At 69.1% G+C, this 15342-nt stretch carries 19 protein-coding genes and 1 pseudogene; 7 read left to right on the plus strand and 13 right to left on the minus strand.

Annotated elements, in window-relative coordinates; translation table 11 throughout:
* Nucleotides 1-150: 150 nt before the first annotated feature.
* Complete coding sequence (locus tag FVE25_RS50145) at nt 151-735, minus strand: class IV adenylate cyclase (protein ID WP_246268724.1); 585 nt, start codon at nt 733-735, stop codon at nt 151-153.
* A 208-nt stretch (nt 736-943) separates the two neighbouring features.
* On the opposite strand from FVE25_RS50145, the gene FVE25_RS50150 reads away from it, so the two are divergent.
* The 7 genes from FVE25_RS50150 (at nt 944) to FVE25_RS50180 (ending at nt 6488) form a co-directional block, all read left to right on the plus strand.
* A complete protein-coding gene (locus tag FVE25_RS50150) occupies nt 944-1279 on the plus strand; it encodes an ArsR/SmtB family transcription factor (protein WP_157254493.1) in 336 nt (111 codons plus the stop codon).
* A gap of 10 nt (nt 1280-1289) precedes the next feature.
* Nucleotides 1290-2498, plus strand: a complete 1209-nt coding sequence (locus tag FVE25_RS50155) for a GNAT family N-acetyltransferase (RefSeq protein WP_157254494.1) — start codon at nt 1290-1292, stop codon at nt 2496-2498.
* A 90-nt stretch (nt 2499-2588) separates the two neighbouring features.
* Nucleotides 2589-3239: an arsenate reductase/protein-tyrosine-phosphatase family protein gene (locus FVE25_RS55995; RefSeq protein WP_157254495.1), complete on the plus strand. Its 651-nt coding sequence runs from the start codon at nt 2589-2591 to the stop codon at nt 3237-3239.
* 46 nt (nt 3240-3285) lie between these two features.
* Nucleotides 3286-3627, plus strand: coding sequence for an ArsR/SmtB family transcription factor (locus FVE25_RS50165; RefSeq protein WP_157254496.1), 342 nt, complete (start codon nt 3286-3288; stop codon nt 3625-3627).
* A 10-nt stretch (nt 3628-3637) separates the two neighbouring features.
* The gene (arsB, locus tag FVE25_RS50170; protein ID WP_157254497.1) at nt 3638-4717 is read left to right on the plus strand and encodes an ACR3 family arsenite efflux transporter; all 1080 of its coding nucleotides are present in this window, start codon (nt 3638-3640) and stop codon (nt 4715-4717) included.
* A complete protein-coding gene (locus FVE25_RS50175) occupies nt 4710-5102 on the plus strand; it encodes an arsenate reductase ArsC (protein ID WP_157254498.1) in 393 nt (130 codons plus the stop codon). The genes arsB and FVE25_RS50175 overlap by 8 nt, the downstream gene beginning before the upstream one ends.
* A gap of 3 nt (nt 5103-5105) precedes the next feature.
* On the plus strand, nt 5106-6488 hold the full coding sequence (locus FVE25_RS50180; RefSeq protein ID WP_157254499.1) for an alkaline phosphatase PhoX: 1383 nt from the start codon (nt 5106-5108) through the stop codon (nt 6486-6488).
* 1 nt (nt 6489) lies between these two features.
* Here FVE25_RS50180 and FVE25_RS56000 read toward each other — a convergent pair whose 3' ends face one another.
* From FVE25_RS56000 to FVE25_RS50235, 12 genes and pseudogenes are all read right to left on the minus strand, one after another.
* Nucleotides 6490-6690, minus strand: a complete 201-nt coding sequence (locus FVE25_RS56000) for an ArsR family transcriptional regulator (protein WP_246268726.1) — start codon at nt 6688-6690, stop codon at nt 6490-6492.
* 152 nt (nt 6691-6842) lie between these two features.
* Complete coding sequence (locus FVE25_RS50190; RefSeq protein WP_246268728.1) at nt 6843-7130, minus strand: ArsR/SmtB family transcription factor; 288 nt, start codon at nt 7128-7130, stop codon at nt 6843-6845.
* On the minus strand, nt 7079-7933 hold the full coding sequence (locus FVE25_RS50195) for a response regulator transcription factor (RefSeq protein ID WP_181019969.1): 855 nt from the start codon (nt 7931-7933) through the stop codon (nt 7079-7081). Before FVE25_RS50195 ends, FVE25_RS50190 begins: the two co-directional genes overlap by 52 nt.
* A gap of 45 nt (nt 7934-7978) precedes the next feature.
* A pseudogene (locus tag FVE25_RS50200) lies at nt 7979-8379 on the minus strand (phosphate ABC transporter ATP-binding protein); the annotation flags it as partial.
* Nucleotides 8380-8758: 379 nt separating this feature from the next.
* Nucleotides 8759-9967, minus strand: a complete 1209-nt coding sequence (locus FVE25_RS50205; RefSeq protein ID WP_246268730.1) for a M28 family metallopeptidase — start codon at nt 9965-9967, stop codon at nt 8759-8761.
* Entirely contained in the window at nt 9964-10200 is a 237-nt protein-coding gene (locus FVE25_RS50210) for a hypothetical protein (protein ID WP_157254502.1), read from the minus strand. The genes FVE25_RS50205 and FVE25_RS50210 overlap by 4 nt, the downstream gene beginning before the upstream one ends.
* Nucleotides 10201-10290: 90 nt before the next feature.
* Nucleotides 10291-11166: an FAD-dependent oxidoreductase gene (locus FVE25_RS50215; protein WP_157254503.1), complete on the minus strand. Its 876-nt coding sequence runs from the start codon at nt 11164-11166 to the stop codon at nt 10291-10293.
* The gene (locus FVE25_RS50220) at nt 11163-11525 is read right to left on the minus strand and encodes an ArsR/SmtB family transcription factor (RefSeq protein WP_157254504.1); all 363 of its coding nucleotides are present in this window, start codon (nt 11523-11525) and stop codon (nt 11163-11165) included. Before FVE25_RS50220 ends, FVE25_RS50215 begins: the two co-directional genes overlap by 4 nt.
* A gap of 30 nt (nt 11526-11555) precedes the next feature.
* Nucleotides 11556-12779, minus strand: a complete 1224-nt coding sequence (locus tag FVE25_RS50225) for an MFS transporter (RefSeq protein ID WP_157254505.1) — start codon at nt 12777-12779, stop codon at nt 11556-11558.
* Between the two features lie 268 nt (nt 12780-13047).
* Nucleotides 13048-14442, minus strand: a complete 1395-nt coding sequence (locus FVE25_RS50230) for an FAD-dependent oxidoreductase (RefSeq protein ID WP_181019970.1) — start codon at nt 14440-14442, stop codon at nt 13048-13050.
* A gap of 28 nt (nt 14443-14470) precedes the next feature.
* Nucleotides 14471-14608 carry a hypothetical protein gene (locus FVE25_RS54170; RefSeq protein ID WP_181019431.1) on the minus strand — a complete coding sequence of 46 codons (138 nt, stop codon included), beginning with the start codon at nt 14606-14608 and terminating at the stop codon, nt 14471-14473.
* A gap of 65 nt (nt 14609-14673) precedes the next feature.
* Nucleotides 14674-14982, minus strand: a complete 309-nt coding sequence (locus tag FVE25_RS50235) for a hypothetical protein (protein WP_157254506.1) — start codon at nt 14980-14982, stop codon at nt 14674-14676.
* Nucleotides 14983-15342: the final 360 nt, after the last annotated feature.

Raw genomic sequence — 15342 nt, forward strand, 5'->3', positions numbered from 1 at the left:
GCACCCACATCGCTCCCGCGCGCACCCCACCCGGCGCCTTACGCCTTCTGCACGCACGCGTCCTCGCCGAAGATGCCAAAGCCGCAGACAAGATCAAACCCGCGTGTTAATAATCTGCAGACCCTTAAGCGCGGGAACTCGCAAACGGGTCTATGTGCTCGCCGGCGCCGCCCGAACCAGGGAGTCGTAGGTGTCGCTGACTTGGCGCAGTTGCACCCCTAGGGAGCGGGCAAGCTGGTCGAGTTCGCGCTGCGCCGCCGTACCGGAAGCGCCGTCGGCCACGAGCCGCTCGAACTCCACGAACAAGCCCGCGTGCTCGACCTCGTCCACGCACAATGCCACCCCGTCCAAGATGGCGGTCCGGCGCCGCTTCACGATCCGCACGGTGGGATAGAAGCCCATCATGATGATGGCCTGGTGCATCTGAGTGCGGTCGGCCACCTCTGTCTCGTGCTCCAGGCAGGCCATCGCGTTGTCGATCGGCGTCTTCACCGTGAACAGGTGCCGTTCATCCTCGGTGCGCAGACGAGCAAACGTCACGCCGATCTTGCTCTGCCCGTACGTCCAGCCATCCTGTGCAAACGCTTGATCGTCCTGCTTGACAGGTGGCGACAAGACTGCCCCTCGGGCGGCGAGCGCGTGCTCAAGGTCGGCCAGGCTGTCCACCTGGTACTTGACCTCGACCTCTTGCACCCCGCCAGCCACGCTGAACTCCCCTGCCGCGTCCCCAGTCACCCAGCGGATGGTAGCGGCTCCCCCAACGCCCTACCGGCCATACCGCGGAACGTCGAGCGCCTCCATCCGAGAACTGGCCACACCAGGCAACCAGCGAACGGGGTTGGGCCGCCAGGGCGGTCTCGCAGCTTGTCCCCCGCCCTGAGTGGGCTCCGTTTCGGTGCCTAGGCTGGCGCGATCTTCATGAATCGACTATCGTCGATTGACGATGAATGAGAACGCCGAGCCACTGGCGCGAGCCGAAGCCGAGGAGTACGCGAGCTGGTTCAAGGCCCTCGCGGACGCGACTCGCATCCAGATCGTGTCCCTGCTGGCCAGACACCGAAAGCCGATGACGGTGGGCGAGATCGTCGAGAGGTCCGGGGTGGGCCAGTCCACGGTCTCCCACCATCTGAAGATCCTCGCCGACGTCCGCTTCGTCCTCGTCGAGCGCCAGGGCACCTCCAGCCTGTACCGGATCAACGACAACTGCGTGAGCTGCTTCCCCACCGCGGCCGACGTGGTGATGGGCAATCCGGTACCCAACCCGCCCGTCTGTGATTGAGGAGCCCGCGATGGCACATGACGAGATCGTTGACCGCTACTCCGGCCTGGCCCGCGCCGCCATGTCCGGCGAGAAGGCCATCGACTGCGGCGCCGATGAGTTCGATAGGGGCCGCTTCGGGACCGCAGCCTACGACGACATCTCCGGCCTGCCTGACGGCGCACTGCGCGCGAGCCTGGGCTGCGGCAACCCGGTCGCCGTCGCCGAGCTGCGCGCCGGCGAGACGGTCTTGGACCTGGGCTCGGGCGGCGGCATCGACGTGCTGCTGTCGGCGCGCAGAGTCGGCCCGTACGGCAAGGCGTATGGACTGGACGCCAGTCCGGACATGATCCGGCTGGCCCGCCAGAACGCCGCCGGCACACCCAACGCCGAATTCCTGCTCGGCACCATCGAAGCCATCCCCCTGCCCGACCATGCCCTGGACGTCGTCATCTCCAACTGCGTGATCAACCTGTCCGACGACAAGGGCGCGGTCTTGGCCGAGGTCTTCCGGGTGTTGCGGCCAGGCGGGCGGATGGGGATCAGCGACATCGTGACCGATGAGGACGTTGACGCCGCAAGGCGTGCCGCGGCCGAGCAGCGTATCGGCTGTGCGGCCGGCGCTCTCAGCGTCACCGGCTATCGCGACGTACTCGCCCGTTCCGGATTCGTCGGCCTGACCATCACCCTCACCGCCGATCACGGGGACGGCGTGCACTCGGCCATCGTCCAGGCGATCAAACCTGCCGTCACTCCCGGCCTGGAGATCCGCCCGATGCGGGAGAGCGACGCCGTCCAGGTGCTGGCCATCTACCAGGCCGGGCTGGACACCGGTCAGGCGAGCTTCGAGACCCTGGCCCCCAGCTGGGAGGGGTTCACCGCGAGCAGGCTGCAGCGCCTGCGTTATGTCGCCGCCGACACCGAGACCGGCGAGGTGGTCGGCTGGATCGCCGCCTCCCCGGTTTCCACGAGGCCCGTGTATGCGGGTGTCGTCGAGCACAGCGTCTACGTGCACCCGGGCTGCCAGGCCCACGGCATCGGCCGCGCTCTTCTGACCGCGTTCATCGCCGCAGCCGAGGACGCCGGTGTGTGGACCATCCAGTCGGGCATCTTTCCCGAGAACGCGGCCAGCCTCTCACTCCACCAGGCCCTCGGCTTCCGCGTAGTGGGCACCCGGGAGCGCATCGCTCGCCATCACGGCACGTGGCGGGACGTGCTGCTGGTCGAGCGGCGAAGCTGAGACGGCACCGGGAGTTCACCTGCCGTTCGCTCACCCATACATCGATGGATGTCAATATCGAGGTCCGTCGATACCTCATGGAGCGAACCGATGCCCGACACCTACAGGCGCGACGACCTCACCATCGACCAGCACCTCGCGCTGACCACGGCCGCGCGCAGGCTGGGTGACGAGTTCACCGGCACCTTCGGCACCGAGACGATCGAGCGGTTCCTGCACACCAGCTACGACCAGTTCGCCGACAAGGCGGCCATCGTCACCTTCCTGCCGCTGCTCGCGGAGCGGTTCGCCCGCCAGCGCCTGCACGCCCTGGCCCGCGTCGAAGGCCATGGCGACGACCGCCCGATCGTGCTGTTCCTGTGCGTGCACAACGCCGGGCGCTCGCAGATGGCCCTCGGGTTCTTCCGGGAACTGGCCGGTGAGCACGCGGTCGCCTGGTCGGGCGGCTCCGAATTCGCCACCGAGATCAACCCGGCCGCGGTCGCGAGCATGGCCGAGCGCGGCATCGACATCTCCAAGGAGTTCCCGAAGCCGTGGACGGAGGAGATCGTCCGCGCCGCCGACGTGGTGGTGACCATGGGTTGCGGCGACGCCTGCCCCGTCTACCCCGGCAAGCGCTACCTGGACTGGGAGCTCGACGACCCGGCCGGGCTCGCGGCCGAGGACGTGCGCCCGATCCGCGATGAGATCGAGCGCCGGGTCCGCACCCTGCTGACGAAGCTGGAGGTCCCTCTCTCATAGACATATGTCAATATAGATAGAGACCGATGTCTATGGAGGAGGATTTATGGAGCTGCTGCAGCTCCTGGAGTGCAGCCCGCCGCTGGCGCGCGAGCCGCTGGACGCTGAGCAGGCAGCGGGTGTCGCCCGCGTCTTCAAGGCGCTCGGCGATCCGGTACGGCTGCGCATCCTGTCGATCGTCGCCAGCAGGGAAGGCGGCGAGGTGTGCGTGTGCGACATCACCGATGCCTTCGAGCTGTCCCAGCCGACCATCAGCCATCACCTCAAAGTGCTCAAGGACGTCGGCCTGCTCACCTCCGAGCGGCGCGCCTCCTGGGTGTACTACCGCCTCGTCCCCGACACGCTCAACGAGCTGTCGGCGCTGCTCAACACACCCGCCACGGTCTGAGGGAAGCTCGATGTCCTCTACGCACGTCTCGACCAAGAATCCGGCCGTGATCGCCGGGCTGTCCACGCTGGATAGGTTTCTGCCGGTGTGGATCGGCGCCGCGATGGTCGCCGGATTGCTGCTCGGCCGCTGGGTACCCGGGCTGAATACTGCGCTGGAAGCGGTGAAGATCGGGGAGATCTCGCTGCCGATCGCGCTTGGCCTGCTGTTGATGATGTATCCCGTGCTGGCCAAGGTCCGCTACGACCGCCTCGACACCGTCACCGGCGACCGCCGCCTGCTCCTCTCCTCACTGGTCCTGAACTGGGTCGTCGGACCCGCCCTGATGTTCGCCCTGGCCTGGGCGCTGCTGCCGGACCTGCCCGAGTACCGCACCGGCCTGATCATCGTCGGCCTGGCCCGCTGCATCGCCATGGTCCTCATCTGGAACGACCTGGCCTGCGGAAACCGTGAAGCCGCCGCCGTCCTGGTCGCCCTCAACTCGATCTTCCAGGTGATCGCCTTCGGCCTGCTCGGCTGGTTCTACCTGGAACTGCTGCCCGGATGGCTCGGGCTGTCGCAGTCGACCCTGGACGTCTCGGCCTGGGACATCGCCCAGTACGTGCTCATCTTCCTCGGCATCCCGCTGGCCGCTGGCTACCTGTCCCGCAAGCTGGGCGAGCGAGCCAGGGGACGGGAATGGTACGAGACGCGGTTCCTGCCGAAGATCGGCCCCATCGCGCTGTACGGCCTGCTGTTCACCATCGTCATCCTGTTCGCCCTCCAGGGCCACACCATCAGCGAACGCCCGCTGGATGTGGCCCGCATCGCACTGCCCCTGCTGGCCTACTTCTTCCTCATGTGGGGCGGCTCGTTCCTGGCCGGGCGAGCGATCGGCCTGCCGTACGACAGGACCACGACCCTCGCCTTCACCGCCGCCGGCAACAACTTCGAGCTGGCCATCGCCGTAGCCGTCGGCGTCTTCGGCGTCACCTCCGGACAGGCGCTGGCCGGCGTGGTCGGCCCGCTCATCGAAGTGCCCGTCCTGGTGGCTCTCGTCTACGTCAGCCTCTGGGGCCGCAAGATGTTCAAGGAGCCTGTTGATGCCTAGCGTTCTCTTCGTCTGCGTGCACAACGCCGGACGTTCCCAGATGGCCGCCGGATGGCTGAAGCACCTGGCCGGGGACCAGATCGAGGTGCGCTCCGCAGGGTCCGCGCCGGCCGATCAGATCAACCCGGTCGCCGTCGAGGCCATGCGCGAGGCAGGCATCGACATCACCGAGGAGCAGCCCAAGGTGCTCACCGCGGACGCGGTGCAAGCCTCCGACGTGGTGATCACCATGGGCTGCGGCGACGCCTGCCCGATCTTTCCCGGCAAGCGGTATGAGGACTGGAAGCTCGACGACCCCGCCGGGCAGGGAATCGAGGCCGTGCGCCCGATCAGGGATGAGATTCGCACGCGTATCGAGAAGCTGATTCACGAGCTCACCGACTGACGAATGGGCCCTCTCAGGGATGATCAGGGCGCTTACGCTGTCGAAAACCCCCGTTCATCATGCGTTCAGACCAGGGAGGAACTGCTGGCCCTGCCCGCAGGCTTCTCCTACCTCGTGCTCGGCCAGACCGGCACCCCGATGACCGACGGGATCGCGACTCCCATCGCCCACGACGGCATGGCGGCCTTCCCCGGCAAGCGGCGGCACACGGTCCGGCTGATCCGCAACCACGAGGTCCGCACGACTCCGGGATCACCGACCGGCCGGGTGCACGTGCCCGGCTCGCGCCGCTACGACGAACTCGGCGTGGCCGGCACCACCACCCTGGAAGTGGACCTGCGCAGCGGCGAGGTGCTGGAGCACTTCATCAGCTTCAACGGCACCATCGTCAACTGCGCCGGCGGCAAGATGCTCCACGACCGCGGCTGGCTGACCTGCGAAGAGACCACCGCCGGGCCCAGCCAGGGCTGGCAGCGCAAGCACGGCTACATCTTCGAGGTGCCACTGGACGGGCCCAGGCCGGGCAAACCCGCACCGTCGATGCCGCTCACCGCGATGGGCCGCTTCTCTCACGAGGCCGTCGCGGTCGACCCGCGTACCGGATACGTCTACGAGACCGAGGACGACTCCGGCAAGCCCGACGGCTTCTACCGCTTCCGCCCGAACGACCCACGCCATCTGGCCAAGGGCGGCGTACTGGAAATGCTCAAGGTCAGGGGCACCGACAACTACGACTGCCGCGAAGGCCAGACGATGGGCGCCCGCCTGACGGTGGACTGGGTCGTCATCAACCAGCCCGACCCCAACCTGGAGAACGGCACCCCCACCTGCACCCAGCAAGGCCTGGCCAAGGGCGGCGCGAAGTTCAACCGGCTCGAAGGCTGCTGGTACGGCGGCGGCAGCATCTTCTTCAGCTCCACCAGCGGCGGCGACGCCAAGAACGGCGACGCCCCCAACGCCGACGGCTACCGCGAGGGCTACGGCCAGATCTGGCAGCTCATCCCCGGCCGCCGCCACCGCGACGACGTCCTCGTCCTGGTCTATGAGTCACCCGGCCGCAAAGAACTCGACTCCCCCGACAACCTCACCTTCACCCCGCGCGGCGGCATCGTCTTGTGCGAGGACGACGCCTCCGCCGTCGACGCCGACCCACACCCGCTGGCCCCGGGACTGGACAACGTCAACCGGCTCATCGGCCTCGACCCCCGCGGCGGACAGCCGTTCGAGTTCGCCGTGAACATCACCGACGACAGCGAGTTCGCCGGAGCCTGCTTCAGCCCCGACGGGTCGGTCATGTTCGTCAACACCCTCGGCCACACCGCCGCACTGGACCCGCCCGGGCGCACCTACGCCATCCGCGGGCCGTGGCGGCGCGGCCCGCTGTAGGTCACAATCGCAGCCCGGCGGCGCCTCTTGCGGCCGGGCTGCGGGACAGCGGTAGCCGTTCGAAAGGCGGGTTCCACCGCGCCCCTATCTCGTTGCGGGCATCCTCGAAGTCGAAGGCCGCGCTGATGTCGCAGACGCACGCCTCGCCGTCGGCGTGGGCCAGCACGAGGCTGAGGATCTGCAGACGTACAGGGTCGGCCACGGCCTTCAGTCTCCTGGCCGGCTCCGCAGCGGCATGCGAGGGCATCGGCGGGCCGGGGGCGGGGCCGAGGCAGCTGTTGTCAGAGGACAGGAGAGGAAGCCGCTGTCCACGCATAGACACGCATCTATTTTTATGGATGTCGATGTGAAAAGCTAGGGAAGCAGGCCCCGTAGCTCGTCGAGGCGTTCCGGCACGAGTGAGTACCACGCCCACTTCCCTCGTCGTTCGCGGGTCAGCAGGCCGACGTCGACAAGGATCTTGAGGTGGTGGCTGACGGTCGGCTGTGTGAGCCCTAGCGGCGCGGTCAGATCGCACACGCACGCCTCGCCTGCCGCGCTTCCGATGATCATGCTCAGCAGCTGGAGCCGGGTGGGATCGGCGACCGCTTTCAAAGCGCCGGCGAGATGCTCGGCCTGGGATCGCGACAGCGGCTCGGCCACGACGAGAGTGTGGCAGTCGCCGTCTCCGTTGACCACTTTCTGGGCGATCGACGGCATCTCGTCATGGTCCACGGCATCAGTGTACGGAGCACGAGAGTCCGGCGAGATCTCGGTGGGCCCCTGCGCCAGTCGCTGCCGGGGGCGGCGATCCGATAGCCGAGTCCTCTCACGGTGCGGATGATCGCCGGGATCTTGTCGTCGTCGCCGATCCTGGTGCGCAGCCGCTTGATGTGCACGGAGATCGTGTTGTGCGGTGGCGCGATGCGGCTGTTCCAGACGTGGCGGGCGATCTCCTGCTTGGTGACCACCCGGCCGACGTTGCGCATCAGGTAGTGCAGGAGCTCGAGCTCGCGCAGTGGAACGTGGACGACCTCCCCCCGGACCCGGACGGTGTGCGCGACGTTGTTGAGTTCGATGTCGCCGACCGTCAGCGGGCCGTGCGCGGTGCCGTGGGTGGCCTGGATCAGCGGGAGCAGTTCCTGGCTCCGGTACGGCTTGGCCACGCAGGCCGTGGCCCCGGCTTCCAGCCCTTGCAGCATGATCTCGGCGTCCTCGGGACCCGCGCCGAGGATGATGGGCAGGTCGCACAGGGCCCGCCGGACCGTCCTGATCACGGTGGCGGCATCGATGCCGGGCAGGCGGGCGCTGACCAGGAGCAGATCGGGGCGTGTGGAGCCGACACGGATCAGCGCGTCGGCGCCGTCGCTGGCCTTGATGACGAAGATGCCGTCGAGCCCGATCAGATCGGCTTCGGGGTCGGCGACTCCCGGTGCCACCTGGTCCTCTGCCGGCTGATCAGGCATCGGCGCCGGCGTCGCGTCGCTCACCTTCGGCCGCCCCATCGGTGATCAGCCGAACCGGCCGGTGATGTAGTCCTCGGTGCGCTTGTCCGAGGGGTTGCTGAAGATGCGCGCCGTGGATCGAACTCCACGAGGCGGCCGTGCCGTACTCCCCGATCGTCGACGTCGGCGGTGAAGAAGGCGGTGCGCTCGGAGACGCGGGCGGCCTGCTGCATGTTGTGGGTGACGATCACGATGGTGTGGTCGCGCGACAGCTCCTGCGTCAGGTCTTCGATCTTGGTGATGGCAATCGGGTCCAGCGCCAAGCACGGTTCGTCCATCAAGATGACATCGGGTTTGACGGCGATGGCGCGGGCGATGCACAGGCGCTGCTGCTGTCCGCCGGACAGGGCCAGGGCGTTCTGCTTGAGCTTGTCCTTGACCTCGTCCCACAGTGCCGCCCGGTGCAGGACGTACATCCCGCTCGGCACCACGGTGCACAAGCAGGGCCGCGTGGCCGGGGAGAATACCGCGGGAGGCGATCGGCACCCGCCGGGGTGCTCGGGACGCAGGTGGTCAAGGTCTTCGACCTGGTCGCCGCCGCGACCGGCCTGCGCGACGGCGAAGCGGCCGAGGCCGGGCACGCACCGCCGACCGGGCCACACAACGGCTGCTGGGCGCACAGCTGGTCGGGAGCCGGGGCGCCGAGATCGCCAAACGCATCGACGTGCTGGCCGCCGGCATTCACCATGGCATCACCGTGCGCGAGATCCTCGACCTGGACCTTTCCTACACCCCGCCTCTCGGCGGTCCCCTGGGACGCACTTCAGCACGCGACCCGCAGGTGGCTCACGGCCTAGCGTGAGCCAGCCGCCACACCGTGGCAATGATCAGCCGGGCGGCGGCCAGAAGCGTGTCCTGCTCGACGCGGTCCGGGGTTTCGGCGGGTGTCTGGTAGCCAGGCATGCCCATTCCGATGCCGATCGCGGCCAGTCCCGCCGCGGCGTAGCGGCGGTTGTCGGAGGCCATGGCTCCGGCTCGCAGGGGTACGCCTGTTTCGCGGGCGGCTTGGTCCAGGGTGGCCAGGAGAGCATGGGCGGGGCCGCCCGCTTCCACGGAGGCGGCCTGGTGGAGCTGGGCGGCTCCGTCGAGGTTGATCACCATGGTGTCCGGCGGCACGGTCGGGGCGTGGTGGGCTGAGCCCCAGGCTCCGGCCTCCTCGGCGTCCAGGAAGGCCACCGCCAGGTCGATCGGTACGGCACGCGCGGCGAGCACGCGGGCGGCTTCCAGGATCGCGGCCACGCCGGAGGCGTTGTCGGCGGCGGCGGGCAGGCGGCGTTCCGGGTCGTCGCCGACGCCGTCGTAGTGGGCGGTCAGCAGCACCCGCACGGAGCCATGGGTGAGGTGGGCGTGCACGTTGCGGCCTTCGACGGTGACCGATCGCAGCGGCATCGAAGCCGTCACCCGCACGTCTCCGTGGGCCAGCGCAGCGGAGAGCTCGCGGTGAAGTTCCGTGCGCAGGGCGACCACAGGGACCGCCCGGATGCCGGGTCCGGCGATCATCTTGGGCATCCAGCCCTCGGCGTCGGTGCCGCGGGCGGTCAGCACACCTGCCGCTCCATCTTGCTCGGCCGCGTCGCAGGCTTTGGCCCAGTCACCCTCTTGGGCCAGGATCCATCGGCCGCGGATATCGCCGCCGTCAGCGATCAGTGGTGCGGTGAGCGGATGGGGTAGCTCGGCGGAGGCCAGGTGCTCGACGAAGTCCCGCCGGTGCTCCAGCCTCCGTGGCTGCCCGGCGATGGTCCATTCCAGGACCGGCGTGGCATACAGCTCGCGCACGCCGGTGACAGGGAAGGAAACCACGTCGACCTGGCCGCCAAGCTCCCGTAGCTGGGCGGCGAGCCAGTCGGCGGCGGACCGCCCACCGGCGCTGCCCACGCGGCGACCGGTGAAGCGGTCGCCGGCGAGCTCGCGCACGGTGGCGGTCATCCGCTGGATCGACACCGGCTCCAGGACCGTGGCCAGCTCGGGCGCCTGAGTGGGTGAAGAGGAGGTCATCCGCAGCATCCGGCCGCGTCGTTGCTCGCGGCGCCGGCGGCCGGCGCCTGTCCGCAGCAGCCAGCGGCGGCAGCCTCGGTCGCGGCGGCCTCGCTGCCACAACAGGAGGTCGCCGTCTGCGCTGCCGCGACGCCTGATGCCGGGGCGGGCGCGCCGCAGCAACCGCCCGCCGCAGGAGGTGCGAAAGCGTCCTGCAGGTCGCCGATGAAGCCGCCGGAGGTCTCGGTCGCCATGACAGAATCCTTCCTAGATTCGATGTCTGTCTAAACAAAGATGATTCTAGCCGCTTACTTAGAAGGGAATCAATATAGAAGAGCTTCTAATCAAGATGCGATGGCGGCGACCATGTCGCGTGCCGTACGGCTGGCGCCGATGAGGGTGGCGGAGGCGTGGCCAGTCCAGTCGCCGTAACCGAGCAGGTGCAGGCGGGGCTCGCCGATCGCCTGGGTGCCGCGGACGGGGATGACGCCGTCAGGGCCGCGCAGCTTGAGCGGGGCGAGGTGGCTGAGGACGGGGCGGAAGCCGGTGCACCAGATGATCGCGTCGCAGTCCAGTGTGGTGCCGTCCGCCCAGGCGATGCCGGTCCGGGTGAGGTGGGTGAACATGGGTTCGGCCTTCAGCACGCCCCGATCGCGGGCCTTGCGGACCGATGGCACCGCGACGATGTCGCCCAGGTTGGCGCCGGAGTTGGCGCCGCCCACGATCACCACGCGCCTGCCCGCGAAGGGCTCGGGCCCGCGATAGGCGGCGGTGTGGAGCTGCTGGCCGTGGAAATCGCGCATGCCGGGATAGTGCGGGACGAAGGGGCGCCACCAGGTGCCGGTGGCGCTGATCACCACACGCGCACGCCACGTGCCCCGGTCGGTTTCGGCCAAGAGGCGCTCGCCGGCCGGCCGTACCGCGTGCGCGGTCACCGGGCGGTGGACCGGCAGGTCGTAGCGGTGCTCGTAATCGGTGAGGTAGGAGACGGTGTCGGCGGCGCTCGGGTAGCCGCCGTCCGGCGGGATGGGCATTCTGCGGCCGGGCAGCGAACTGTACTGGGCGGGCGAGAACAGGCTCAGCGATGGCCAGACGTGCCGCCATGCTCCGCCGGGATGCGGCTGGGCGTCGAGGATGATGAAGTCGGCTCCTGTGCGGCGTAGGTAGTAGCCCGCCGCGAGTCCTGCCTGGCCGCCGCCGATGACGACGACGTCACTCACGCGGGGACGAGGCCCACATCGGCTCGGGCAGGCTCGGTCAGCGGGGCGAACAGGGCGCCCAGCGTGTTCACGGCTTCGGGGATGATGCGGTAGTAGACCCAGGTGCCGCGGCGTTCGCCGTCGATCAGGCCTGCCGTACGCAGGATCTTCAGGTGATGGGAGATGGTGGGCGCGGTCAGGTCGAAGGCGCCGGTCAGGTCGCACACGCAGGCTTCGCCGCCCGCGTGGGAGCCGATCATCGACAGCAGGCGCAGGCGGACGGGGTCGGCGACGGCCTTGAGCATGACCGCCAGGTCCGCGGCGTCACTCTCCGACAGCGGCTCACGCGCGATCGGGGCGCAGCACTGGATCGTGGTCATACCCGCTCCTTACTTTGAAATCTGTCGAAATTATACGCGATGGTAGGCGACCAGCGCCAAGGCGGCGCTCACACCCGCCAGTGCGATGGCGGCCATCACCCAGGTGTAGCCGACGGCCTGGGCCAGGGCGAACGCGCCGAGGGGAGCCAGAGCCTTGTCGGCGACCGAGAAGATCGCGATCCGGCCGGACAGGGTGGCGTAGGCGGCGGTGCCGTACCGCTGGACGAGCAGGTGCGGCAGCGTGATGGAGGCGATACCGAAGCCCAGGCCGAACAGCAGCACGCAGCCGATCGCGCCGGGCAACGACCGACCGAGGAACGGCAGCAGCATTGCCGCCACGCCCTGCAGAGCGAAGATCACCGCCGCGATGAGAGCGGCGGGCAGGCGCGCCTGCAGGCCGGTCGTGATCAGGCGGCCGGTCACCGACAACACGCCCAGCAGGCCGGTCAAGGTGGCGGCCAGGACCGGGCTGTGGCCGAGGTGGATCAGGTAGGTAACCATCAGGACCGACATCGCGGCCACCGCGCCGCCGTTGGCGGTGAAGGCGACCACGAGCAGCCAGAACGGGCGGCGGCGCACGGCCGACCGGACGATCTCGGCGCGTTCCTCGACCGCCTCCCGGCTGCGGGCTGACGCCGGACGGCTGCGGAGCACGAGGGCGTGCAGAGGGATGGCCGCCACGCCGTAGATGAGAGCGAGCACGACGAGCGCGTGGCGCCAGCCGTAGGAGGCCACCAGCAGGCCGGTGAGCGGGATGAAGATGGCCGAAGCGAAACCGGCGACGATGGTGAGCGCCAGAATGGCCCTGACCCGGCCGCGTTCGTTGCCCTCATGCCAGGCGGTGATGACCGCGAAGGCAGCCTCGTAGAGGACCATCGAACTGGCGATGCCGGCGACGGCGAAGACCGCGTACAGCTGCGGCAGGGTACTCACCTGCGACCAGGCGAGCACCGCGGCCGTGCCGAGTATCGAACCCGCCGTCATGAGGCCGCGTCCGCCGCGGGCGTCCAGCCACCGGCCCGCGGCCGGTGCGCACAGGGCGGCGATCAGCACGGACAGGGTGAGCGCGGCGGCGATCTGAGCGTGGGAGGCACGCAACTCGCGGGCCATGGGCACGAGGAAGACCGAGAAGGCGTAATAGAGCACGCCGTAGCCGGTGGTCTGGGTGACGGCCAGGGCGGCGACGATCCACCGGCCATGCGAGAGACCGCCATCCCGCAGATCGGGGGTGGCGGTCTCGGCGGCATGGCTCATTCGCGCTCGCTCGAACAGGAGATCAGGTCCCTTCCGCTGGCCGTGGTGGCCCAGGTGCCCTCGGCTTGGGCCATGAAGCCCTGCGCTTCCAGGCGCCAGGTCAACGTGCCCGCCATGCGGGCGATCGCCCGGCCATAACCAGGATTGGTGCTCGGGCGCCGCGCCTCGACCAGGCGCTCGGTGTCCAGCCGGTCGTGGTCGCAGATGAGGCGCAGGGCTTCCTTCTGCGCGGCGGTGGGGTATCCGTCGGACGCGTCGATCTCCTTGATCAGCCGCAGCAGCCGGCGCCGTCAGCGGCCGAGACGGTGACGAGCGGGAGCGGGGTGGCCAGCAGGCCGCCGCTGAGGCCGGTGGTCAGGCCGACCCGCTGTTCCTGGGCTTGGGCGAGGTTGGAGGAGCAGACGCCGGTCTCCGGGAGGTCGAGTTGGACGTCGCGGGCGCTCCCCCAGTCCCCGGCCACGGCTGCGACGACGGAGCGGACCTGCTCGTAGCCGGTGGCCATGAGGAAGGTGGGGGCGCGGCCGTAGCTCTTGACGCCGACGGCGTAGTAGCCGGGCTCGGGATGGGTCAGTTCGTCTACGCCGTGTGCGGGGACGGTGCCGCAGGAGTGCTGGTTGGGGTCGATCAGCGGAGCCAGCGCGCGGGTGCTGCCGAGGATCGGGTCCAGGTCCAGGCGTAGCTCGGAGGCGATGGAGTGATCGGGCTGGTAGCCGGTCGCCGACACGATCTGGTCGACCGTGACGGACTGCTCACGGCCGGACGGGTCACGGCTGACCACCTCGACCCCGTGCCCGGTGGCGTTGACGCGGTGGGTGAAGAACCCGGTGAGCAACCGAATGCGGCCGGCATCCACGTGAGCGCGCAGCCGGGTGCCGAGAGCACCACGAGCCGGTAGCGCGTCGGCCTCGCCGCCGCCATAGGTACGGCTGGCGCCACCTGACCGGATGGCCCAGGTGATCGTGGCGTCCGGCAGTTCGGCCAGGGCCAGCAGGGTGGTGGCGGCCGAGTGACCGGCGCCGACCACGAGAGTGTGCTTGCCCTCGTAGCGGCCGCGGTCAGCGCCGAGGACGTCGGGCAGGGCGTGGTCGACGTCGGCAGCCTCTTCGCCGTGGGCGGGCAGGCCGCTGGCGCCCAGCACGTTCGGGCTCTGGTAGGTGCCGGAGGCGTCGATGATCGCGCGGGCCTGCAGTTCCTCGCCGCTCTCCAGGCGGATGAGGAACGGCGCGTCTTCGCGGCCGTTGGTGCGCACCCGGTCGTAGCCCAGGCGGCTGATCGCTGTGACGCGGGCGCCCAGCCGTACCTTGTCGCCGAAGAGCTTGGCCAGCGGGGCCAGGTAGTCCTCGATCAGTTCGCCGCCGGTGGGCAGCCGGCCGGGGTCCGGCCCCGTCCAGCCGTCGGCTTCCAGCAGGCGGCGGGCGGCGGCGTCGATGTTGTACTTCCACGGGCTGAAGACCCGCACATGCCCCCACCGGGCGACCGAGGCGGCAACCTGCTCGCCCGCCTCCAGGACCAGGAAGTCCTGTCCGCGCTCGGCCAGATGCGCGGCGGCGGCAAGCCCGACCGGCCCGGCGCCGATCACTACGACCGGCAGCCCGCTGTCGCCGGCGTTCACGTTCTGCTCAAGCTCGAGGGAGGCGGTGGTGCCGCAGCAACTTGCGCTCATGATGGCTTCTCCTGGGTCTCGGTACGGCTTAGCGGAAGAGCAGGACCTGCGTGCGGAGGCGATCCACGGCGGCGTCGGCGCGGCAGGCGGTGTCGCAGACCTCACCGGTGGCCTCGTTGAAGGAGAGGGCCGGGGCCCGGCGGACACGGCGGAACAGAGTGCGCATCGCGCACCTCCTGTTTAGAAGTTCGTCTAAGTTGCCTGCAGCATGCACGACTGCTTAGAGATCTGTCAAATTAGGGCGTTGACGATGAAGGTCCGATCGAGGAGTTCTCGGCGCAGGCCGCCGATCCAGCGTTCGGCGAAAGCGTTGGCCCGCGGAGCCCGAGCTGGCGTCTTGAGGATGCGGATGCCCGCGGCCGTGAAGACGTCGTCGAACATGGTGGTGAACTTCGTATCCCGATCGCGGATGAGGAATTTGAACCCCTCCGCTCTGTCCCCCAGCTCGATCATCAGGTTCCTGGCCTGCTGCGCAACCCAGGGCTCGGTCGGATGCTCGGTGACGCCGAGGACGTGCACCCGGCGGGTCCTGATTTCCATGGCGACCAGGCAATACAGGCGTGTTGAACAGCACAGTGCCACAGTGGAGGAAGTCGCACGCCAAGATCCCCGTAGCGCCAAACCCCAGCTCGGCCCCAACGCCCGAGTATCGGGCACCCACAGGGTCACCTGATCAAGGCCATCTCCGTCCTACGGACCCACCGGACAGCTCAAGCCACCTGAGGCTGCAATGAGTTCACTGAAACGCGACGCGGCATTGAATCTGTCGTCTGCGGATCCCGCTGAACCCGGACGACCTACTGGCCGCGGTCTGCCGCCGCGCCGGCAGGGTGATCACCGGCGACGAGTGGCGCCGCTACGCGCCGGGGGTGCCGCCGCGCGACTGCGGCGGCCGACCAC

It is taken from the genome of Nonomuraea typhae, from assembly GCF_009760925.1.
Taxonomy (GTDB): domain Bacteria; phylum Actinomycetota; class Actinomycetes; order Streptosporangiales; family Streptosporangiaceae; genus Nonomuraea; species Nonomuraea typhae.

What these genes read in the sequence shown, in the direction of transcription:
- FVE25_RS50195 (WP_181019969.1), bottom strand. Translation starts at nt 7,933, where the DNA reads ATGCCTGATCAGCCGGCAGAGGACCAGGTGGCACCGGGAGTCGCCGAC.
- FVE25_RS50165 (WP_157254496.1), top strand. Translation starts at nt 3,286, where the DNA reads ATGGAGCTGCTGCAGCTCCTGGAGTGCAGCCCGCCGCTGGCGCGCGAG.
- FVE25_RS50225 (WP_157254505.1), bottom strand. Translation starts at nt 12,779, where the DNA reads ATGAGCCATGCCGCCGAGACCGCCACCCCCGATCTGCGGGATGGCGGT.
- FVE25_RS50220 (WP_157254504.1), bottom strand. Translation starts at nt 11,525, where the DNA reads ATGACCACGATCCAGTGCTGCGCCCCGATCGCGCGTGAGCCGCTGTCG.
- FVE25_RS50235 (WP_157254506.1), bottom strand. Translation starts at nt 14,982, where the DNA reads ATGGAAATCAGGACCCGCCGGGTGCACGTCCTCGGCGTCACCGAGCAT.
- FVE25_RS50230 (WP_181019970.1), bottom strand. Translation starts at nt 14,442, where the DNA reads ATGAGCGCAAGTTGCTGCGGCACCACCGCCTCCCTCGAGCTTGAGCAG.
- FVE25_RS50210 (WP_157254502.1), bottom strand. Translation starts at nt 10,200, where the DNA reads ATGGCGACCGAGACCTCCGGCGGCTTCATCGGCGACCTGCAGGACGCT.
- arsB (WP_157254497.1), top strand. Translation starts at nt 3,638, where the DNA reads ATGTCCTCTACGCACGTCTCGACCAAGAATCCGGCCGTGATCGCCGGG.
- FVE25_RS50175 (WP_157254498.1), top strand. Translation starts at nt 4,710, where the DNA reads ATGCCTAGCGTTCTCTTCGTCTGCGTGCACAACGCCGGACGTTCCCAG.
- FVE25_RS54170 (WP_181019431.1), bottom strand. Translation starts at nt 14,608, where the DNA reads ATGCGCACTCTGTTCCGCCGTGTCCGCCGGGCCCCGGCCCTCTCCTTC.
- FVE25_RS50205 (WP_246268730.1), bottom strand. Translation starts at nt 9,967, where the DNA reads ATGACCTCCTCTTCACCCACTCAGGCGCCCGAGCTGGCCACGGTCCTG.
- FVE25_RS50180 (WP_157254499.1), top strand. Translation starts at nt 5,106, where the DNA reads ATGGGCCCTCTCAGGGATGATCAGGGCGCTTACGCTGTCGAAAACCCC.
- FVE25_RS50155 (WP_157254494.1), top strand. Translation starts at nt 1,290, where the DNA reads ATGGCACATGACGAGATCGTTGACCGCTACTCCGGCCTGGCCCGCGCC.
- FVE25_RS55995 (WP_157254495.1), top strand. Translation starts at nt 2,589, where the DNA reads ATGCCCGACACCTACAGGCGCGACGACCTCACCATCGACCAGCACCTC.
- FVE25_RS50150 (WP_157254493.1), top strand. Translation starts at nt 944, where the DNA reads ATGAATGAGAACGCCGAGCCACTGGCGCGAGCCGAAGCCGAGGAGTAC.